We start from the raw sequence: 7109 nt of genomic DNA, 5'->3' as shown, positions 1-7109 counted from the left end.
AGGCGCTAGCCTTTTCACATGACCGCGTTCTCCGGGTTCCCCGTCGCCGCCCTGGACTTCTACGAGGACCTCGAGGCGGACAACAGCAAGAGTTGGTGGACGGCGCACAAGGCCGTCTACGACGAGACCGTGCACGCGCCGATGGCCGCGTTGCTCGCCGAACTGGAGCCCGATTTCGGGCCAGGCAAGGTGTTCCGCCCGTATCGCGACGTCCGGTTCTCCAAGGACAAGTCGCCGTACAAGACGCATCAGGGCGGCTTCTGCGCGGTGCGGCCCGGCCTCGGCTACTACGTGCAGCTCGACGCCCGCGGGCTCTTCGTTGCCGGCGGCTTCTATCAGGCCGACCCGGATCGGGTCGCGCGCTTTCGTGCCGCGATCGACAGCGACCTCCGGGGCGGGCAGCTCGAGACGATCACCCGGGACCTCGAGGCCGCGAAATTCGAGATCGGCGGCGACCGGCTCAAGACGACGCCACGCGGGTTCTCCGTCGAGCATCCGCGGATCGAGCTGCTGCGTCACAAGACCCTGACGGCCAGTCGCCTGTACGCCTCACCGAAGTGGATCGACAGCAGGCGCACGGCGACCGAGGTCCGCAAGGCCTGGGAGTCGATGCGGCCGCTGGTCGAGTGGGCGACCGATGTGGTGGGGGCCCCGGCCTAGAAAAGCAGGCAGCGAGGCCGCCGGGTCTGCCAAGATCAGCTATGGCGATGATTCGGCGCGTCCTCGTGCTCGTGAGCCTGGTCGGCCTCGTCGCCGCGTGCACCTCGACGGACACCTCGTCGCCGCCCCCGTCACCCGCCGACCCAGCGCAGGCCGAGGCCGTGAAGACGATCGTCCGCGAGGCGATGTCCGAGAGCCACCTGAAGGCGGTGATCGTGCGCGCCACCGTCGACGGCAAGGAGATCCTCACCGAGGCCGTCGGCGAGTCGATGACCGGCGTGCCCGCCACCACCGACATGCACTTCCGCAACGGCGCCGTTGCCATCTCGTACGTCTCAACCCTGCTGCTCCAGCTCGTCGACGAGAAGAAGGTGAGCCTCGACGACAAGGTGTCGACCTGGCTGCCGTACATCCCCCACGGCGACCTCGTGACCCTCGGCCAGCTCGCCCAGATGACCTCGGGCTACCCCGACTACGTCCTGGGCGCTCCCGAGTTCGACGACGCCATCTACGCCGACCCGTTCCGCAGGTGGACGCCCGAGGAGCTCATCGCCCCCGCGACCGCCAAGCCGCTGATCTACGAGCCGGGGACGAACTGGAACTACGCGCACACCAACTACGTCATCCTCGGACTGGCGCTGGAGAAGATCACCGGCAAGCCGATGACGGAGCTCATGCAGGAGCGGGTGCTCGGCCCGCTCGGACTGACCAACACCACTGACCCGGGCACTGCCGCCATCGCCCAACCCGCCCTGCACGCCTTCAGCTCCGAGCGTCGCGAGGCCCTCAAGATCCCGGCCGGCGCACCGTTCTACGAGGAATCCACCTACTGGAACCCGTCCTGGACCATCACCCGCGGCGCCGTCCAGACCACCGACATCTTCGACCTGCACGACACCGCGGTCGCGATCGGCACGGGCAAGCTCCTGTCCTCGGAGTCGTATCAGCGGATGGTGTCGACGGACCTGCGCGGCAAGACGACGGCCCTGCCCGGGTGCCCCACCTGCTCCCCGATGTCGGAGGGGTACACCTACGGGCTCGGGATCGTCATCTCCGGCGACTGGCTGCTGCAGAATCCGTTGTTCTCCGGGTACGCGGCGGCGGAGGCCTACCTGCCGTCGAAGAAGGTCGCGATCGCCGTCGCCGTCACCTACGACCAGGAGGCCTTCGACGAGGCCGGCCTGTACAAGAACGCGGCCGAATCGATCTTCCGGAAGATCGGTGCCCAGCTCGCCCCGGGCGACGCGCCTCCGCCCCCACCGCAGAGGTGACCCCTGCCCTCGACCGGGTCCGATCAGCGGCCCGACGGGTGCCGGAACCTCTTGCGCGGCAAGCGTTTGACCCGGTCACGCCGCGCCGCGCCGAGAGATGAACATGAGATTGATCACGCCGGAATGCAGAACCGCAGGTTGGTTGCCAGCCGGTGTCGAGGGCCACTTCGCTCTGCCCTATTGTCATGCGTCGTGATTGACGCGCAGACACTCGATGGCCAGTCCGGAACAACGACGATGCGGACGGCCAGGCGATGGGTTCCCGGCGCCTGCGTCTGGTGCGGGGACACCGACGCGGTGGAGGCCTACCGCAACGAGCCGCGCTGCGGAACCTGCCGCGAGAACGAAGAGATCATCGACGGCGCCCGGCGCTTCCTCGGGATGTACGGACTGCGCCCGCTCGGCGGCACGCTGCAGTCCGACGACGAGGAAGAGCGCGAGTGGCGCGTCACCGCCCGCGACGCCCGCGCGGCGTTGAACCAGATCAAGCTCGAGACCCCGCCGGACCCGGCACTGGTCCGCAAGGCCCTGCGCCCGCGCGCGGCCGCGGTCGTCGCGGAGACCGCGCCCGCATCCGCGCCGCGTCGCGCCGCCGCCCCGAAGGCCGCCTCCTCGGCCTCGACCCCGGCTGCGTCGGCACCGACCACGTCCGTCGACATGGCGACCCTCGAAGCGCGCGTCACCGGTCTGCTCGACCAGCTCGCGTCGGTCGACGAGCAGATCACCGTCGCGGAGGCAGGCCAGGGACTGGCCGCCCGCGCCCGGCTCACCGATCTCGGCAACCAGAAGGCGTCGATCCTGCGCATGCTGGCCGCGCTGGAGAAGACCCGCCGCGGCCTCGACGGCTGATACCCAAGCCCTACACCCCATTGCGGGTCCTGGACGGCCTGCGCCCCGCTAATCCCGGGGGCGCAGGCCGTTCATCGTTTGCGCGACGAGTTCGCCGATCAGGCGCTCCCCCAGCTCCACGGACACGAACCCCGAGCTGACGAAGGTCACCAGCCCCTGCATTCCCGCGAAGGCCGCGAGTCCGATCTGCGTCGCGTCGCCCTCGATCAGGTCACCACTCGCTTGCCCCTCCGCAATGAGCGCGATCGGCATGCGGAACGCACGCTCGGCCGCCGCGGGCAGCTCGACTCCACCGGTGGGGCTGTGCTTGCGGGCGAACATCAATTCCAGCAATGCCGGGTTCTCGGTCGCGAATCGGAGGTAGGCGCGCGCCACGGCCTCCAGCCGGGCCTCGAAAGCGCCCTCGGAGACCGAGGCCGCGAACACCCCGCCGAGTCGCTCGAACCCCGAGAGCGCGATCGCGTCGAGCAGCGCCTGCTTGTCGCGGAAGTGTCGGCTGGGCGCACCATGGCTGACCCCGATGTCCCGGGCGAGCTGGCGCAGCGACAGCCCGTCGACGCCCGCCTCCCGCAGCGTCGCCTCTCCCCGCTGGATCAGCTCGCCGCGCAGGTCGCCGTGGTGATAGGAGCGCGCGCGTGTGAAATTCATGGTCTGAGCAGGATAGCCGACATCGGACCCAAATGTTGTCGTTGACTACTTTGTAGTCGATGCCTACATTGGAGCGCATGACAACCCACAAATGGACCTCCGCAGACCTGCCTTCCTTCCAGGGGCGCACTGTCGTCATCACGGGCGCCAACAGCGGCCTCGGTCTGGCGACCGCCCGCGAGCTCGCCCGCGTCGACGCCCGCGTTGTGCTGGCCGTACGTGACGTCCCCCGCGGGACCGAAGCCGCTCGTGGCATCGGGGGCACCACCGAGGTGCGCGCCCTCGACCTCGCCGACCTCTCCTCGGTGCGACGTTTCGCCGACGACTGGAGTGGCGACATCGACGTCCTGGTGAACAACGCCGGGATCATGATGGTCCCCGAGGGGCACACCAAGGACGGCTTCGAGAGCCAGATCGGCACCAACCACCTCGGCCACTTCGCGCTGACCAATCTGCTGCTGCCGCACATCACCGACCGAGTGGTGACGCTCGCCTCGCAGGCACACCGCCGCGGCACGATCGATCTCGGCGACCTGAACTGGGAGTCACGCAAATACGACCGGAGCGGCGCCTACGGCCAGTCCAAGATCGCCAATCTGCTGTTCTCCCTCGAGCTGCAGCGCCGGTTGCGTGAGGTCGGATCGCCCGTGCGAGCGCTGAACGCCCATCCGGGTTGGGCAGCAACGAACCTGCAGAGTCACTCCGGCAACCGTCTCGCCGGCGCCGTCATGTCGCTCGGCAACAAGTTGATCGCACAGGACGCCGATGCGGGCGCCCGTCCGACCCTGTTCGCGACGAGCCGGGACCTGCCCGGCGGAAGCTACGTCGGACCCGACGGGTTCTACGAGATTCGCGGCTACCCGACGCTGGTCGGCCGCACCCCCGAGGCCTCCGATGTCGAGTTGGCCAAGCGGTTGTGGACCACGTCCGAGCAACTGACCGGTGTGCGGTTCCCTGCGGACGCCATGAAGCACTGAGCCCGGGGAGCGACGGCGACACGCCGGATCGTGGCCGAGTACGGCACCATGGTCCGGTGAGCCTGTTGATCCGCGACGCCGACCACCACGACCTGCCCGGCATCCTCGAGATCCACAACGAGGCGGTGCTCAACACCACCGCCATCTGGGACGAGGAGACGGTGGACGTCGAGGACCGTCGCGAGTGGCTCGAGTCGCGCCGCCGCGCCGGGTACCCGGTGCTCGTCGCCGAATCCGACGGGCGGGTGGCCGGGTACGCGTCCTATGGCGTGTGGCGAGCCAAGAGCGGGTACCGGTACACGGTGGAGAACTCGGTGTACGTGCACGTCGACCACCATCGCAAGGGCATCGCGTCCGAGCTGATGACGTCGCTGATCGAGCGGGCCCGGGCAGGCAGTGTGCACGTGATGGTGGCGAGCATCGAGTCCGGCAACACCACCTCGATCGCACTGCACGAGCGGTTCGGCTTCCGGACGGTCGCCGTGATGCCCGAGGTCGGGATGAAGTTCGGGCGCTGGCTGGACATGACGTTCATGCAGCTGACGCTGTAGCGGAATCAATCGGTGAGACTCGCGTGTAGCACTGCCGCCCCGTGTGACGATGTACCTGGTGATGTGACGCACCGCTCGGGGGGTAGTACCGACGCGTGCCTCGAAGTCGGAATGGGGAGACGACATGACAGTTCGCGGGTTCATTGCACGCCATCGGATAGGCTCGGCCGCCATCGTGCCCGCCGTCGTGGGGGTGACGGCGATACTCGGGCTGACCTGGGCCCTGTCCCCTGCGCCGCGCACCGCGGATACCGAGCTCACGTCCTCGGTGACCGAGTGCCACGACATGGTGACCGTCTCGATCGCCGGCCGCAATGACACGCCCGTGGCGGGCACCACGAAGATGCTGGTCGGAGCGAACGGCGAGGCCCTGCCTGCCGCGCTGTCGAGCGACTACAGCAGCCACTGGGTCGATCCGGTGATCAACGCACCGAACGGTGTCGTCGACCCGAACGCGTACGCCGCCGTCTACATCGCCTACCCAGCGAACATGAGCAGCTACGAGGAGGCCGTCGCCACCGGCGTGGCCAACACCGAATCGGTGATGCGCGCGATCCGGGTTGCGTGCCCCGACACCAAGTTCGCGGTCGTCGGCTACAGCGAGGGCGCTGACGTCGCCCGGCGGGTCGCGATGGATGTCGGCCACCAGGACGCGGACACCGACGGCGGATACGGGATCGTGAACCCGGGCAACGTCGTCGGCGTGGTCATCCTGGCCGACGCGGGACGGGCGAACGGTCAGGGCCCGTTCCCCGGGGCCAAGAACCCATTCGCCAATCCGGACGGATTCGACCGGCAGTTCCAGAACGGCACCAACCCGACCACGGGGCAGGGCGCGCTCCCGGATACCGGCGGCGACGATTTCGGCGCGCTGGGCGGCAAGGTTGCGTCGTTCTGCTCCGAGAAGGATTTCACCTGCGCGGTGCCGGAGAACATCTCGCTGTTGCAGCTCGCGATCAACGTGGGCAGGCAGCTGAATGTCGACACCCTCGAGCGTGAGGGCCTCACGCCTGCGACGGGACAGGACGTCGCTGTCGCGCTCAGCCAGATCGCGTTCAATGCGTTCGCGGAAGTACGGTCCCAGCCGGACTGGATGAAGGGCGACCAGACCTTCCTCGACGTGCTGCTGACGGTGTCCTCCCCGTCGTACAAGCCAGGCGAGGCCACGAAGGCCCCTGCGAAGGCCCAGTCGATCTCCGCCGACGAGATGTCCCCGCTGGCCTACCTCCCACAGAAGGTGTTCAAGGAAATCATCGGACTCATCACGACGAACCAGAACACCATCCCGGTCGTCCTGAGCGATCCCTACCAGCTGACGCTCGCCAAGGACGTCGGTCACCACTTCGACTACTGGCGCGACAACGATGCCACCAACGGGAAGCCGCTGACCTCCGCCGAGTACGCGGCGGCGTGGCTGACGCATCTCGCGCAGCAGGCGCAGAACGGTCAACCCGTCGATCCGTCGGCCAAGCCGGATGCCGGCAGCCTGGCGGCCGCGCTCGAGTCGGCCACGGCCTCGGCCACCCCGACCGCACCGAGCACCGCGCCCGTGGCGGGCACTGTCACGACGACCAAGCCCGCCGCGCCGACCACGACAGGCGCTACGACCACGACCGGCGCGACGACCACCAACACACCGGCGGCATCGGAAACCGGATCGGCATCGACACCCGCCGCGACGCCGAGCGCGGCCCCCGCCGCGGAGGCTGCGGCCCCGTCGGTCTCGCAGGACTCGGTGCCGGACACCGTCACACTCCCCACCACCGCGGCGGCGGCAACGACCACCACCGTCCCGACCACCACCACTGCGGCTCCTAGCCCGGCCGGGTAGCCGCGTCGCGGCGGTTGTCGTCGCCTCGGGAGGCGAACCCCACCGGACACCTTCACCGGGCCCCTGTGGGGGTCTCAGTCACCGAGACAGGTGGCCGGGCCGAACGAATTCTCTGTCAACAATGGCGGCGCACTGAGACGTGCATCACTCACCCAACCGCCATAAGGAGAACACCATGGGATCTTCCGACGCCGACCTCGCCATGCTCGGCACCGTTGCCAAGGTCGCCGGATTCGGAGCCGGCCTGCTCAGCGGCGCAGGCGCCCTGATCGGGCTGGGACTGTTCCTCAACTCTCAGTCCTAGGCTGTGGCGCGCCGGACC

General features: G+C 68.6%; 8 protein-coding genes. 7 read left to right on the top strand and 1 reads right to left on the bottom strand.

The window, feature by feature from the left end; all coding sequences use genetic code 11:
* Positions 1–18 precede the first annotated feature (18 nt).
* The 3 genes from RM1_RS00230 to RM1_RS00220 all read left to right on the top strand — a co-directional run bounded on the left by RM1_RS00230 (position 19) and on the right by RM1_RS00220 (position 2780).
* Positions 19–660: a DUF2461 domain-containing protein gene (locus tag RM1_RS00230; protein ID WP_072749470.1), complete on the top strand. Its 642-nt coding sequence runs from the start codon at positions 19–21 to the stop codon at positions 658–660.
* A 41-nt stretch (positions 661–701) separates the two neighbouring features.
* The gene (locus RM1_RS00225) at positions 702–1931 is read left to right on the top strand and encodes a serine hydrolase domain-containing protein (RefSeq protein ID WP_072749469.1); all 1230 of its coding nucleotides are present in this window, start codon (positions 702–704) and stop codon (positions 1929–1931) included.
* Between the two features lie 192 nt (positions 1932–2123).
* Positions 2124–2780, top strand: a complete 657-nt coding sequence (locus tag RM1_RS00220; RefSeq protein ID WP_072749468.1) for a hypothetical protein — start codon at positions 2124–2126, stop codon at positions 2778–2780.
* Between the two features lie 48 nt (positions 2781–2828).
* On the opposite strand, the gene RM1_RS00215 is transcribed toward RM1_RS00220, so the two are convergent.
* Positions 2829–3428 carry a TetR/AcrR family transcriptional regulator gene (locus RM1_RS00215; RefSeq protein ID WP_072749467.1) on the bottom strand — a complete coding sequence of 200 codons (600 nt, stop codon included), beginning with the start codon at positions 3426–3428 and terminating at the stop codon, positions 2829–2831.
* A gap of 77 nt (positions 3429–3505) precedes the next feature.
* Here RM1_RS00215 and RM1_RS00210 point away from each other — a divergent pair, with 77 nt between their 5' ends.
* The 4 genes from RM1_RS00210 (at position 3506) to RM1_RS26960 (ending at position 7091) form a co-directional block, all read left to right on the top strand.
* Positions 3506–4405, top strand: coding sequence for an oxidoreductase (locus RM1_RS00210; RefSeq protein WP_072749466.1), 900 nt, complete (start codon positions 3506–3508; stop codon positions 4403–4405).
* Between the two features lie 62 nt (positions 4406–4467).
* Positions 4468–4956, top strand: coding sequence for a GNAT family N-acetyltransferase (locus RM1_RS00205; protein ID WP_072749473.1), 489 nt, complete (start codon positions 4468–4470; stop codon positions 4954–4956).
* Positions 4957–5080: 124 nt separating this feature from the next.
* The gene (locus RM1_RS00200) at positions 5081–6787 is read left to right on the top strand and encodes a cutinase family protein (RefSeq protein ID WP_072749465.1); all 1707 of its coding nucleotides are present in this window, start codon (positions 5081–5083) and stop codon (positions 6785–6787) included.
* Between the two features lie 175 nt (positions 6788–6962).
* The gene (locus RM1_RS26960; protein WP_027501085.1) at positions 6963–7091 is read left to right on the top strand and encodes a hypothetical protein; all 129 of its coding nucleotides are present in this window, start codon (positions 6963–6965) and stop codon (positions 7089–7091) included.
* Positions 7092–7109: the final 18 nt, after the last annotated feature.

This window comes from Rhodococcus maanshanensis NBRC 100610 (genome assembly GCF_001894865.1).
In the GTDB taxonomy this organism is placed as follows: domain Bacteria; phylum Actinomycetota; class Actinomycetes; order Mycobacteriales; family Mycobacteriaceae; genus Rhodococcus_G; species Rhodococcus_G maanshanensis.
This window is presented reverse-complemented; position numbering and strand designations above follow the sequence as displayed.

Bases quoted from the DNA above. Each gene is read 5' to 3' on its own strand.
- RM1_RS26960 (WP_027501085.1), top strand. From the start codon at position 6,963: ATGGGATCTTCCGACGCCGACCTCGCCATGCTCGGCACCGTTGCCAAG.
- RM1_RS00215 (WP_072749467.1), bottom strand. From the start codon at position 3,428: ATGAATTTCACACGCGCGCGCTCCTATCACCACGGCGACCTGCGCGGC.
- RM1_RS00200 (WP_072749465.1), top strand. From the start codon at position 5,081: ATGACAGTTCGCGGGTTCATTGCACGCCATCGGATAGGCTCGGCCGCC.
- RM1_RS00230 (WP_072749470.1), top strand. From the start codon at position 19: ATGACCGCGTTCTCCGGGTTCCCCGTCGCCGCCCTGGACTTCTACGAG.
- RM1_RS00210 (WP_072749466.1), top strand. From the start codon at position 3,506: ATGACAACCCACAAATGGACCTCCGCAGACCTGCCTTCCTTCCAGGGG.
- RM1_RS00225 (WP_072749469.1), top strand. From the start codon at position 702: ATGGCGATGATTCGGCGCGTCCTCGTGCTCGTGAGCCTGGTCGGCCTC.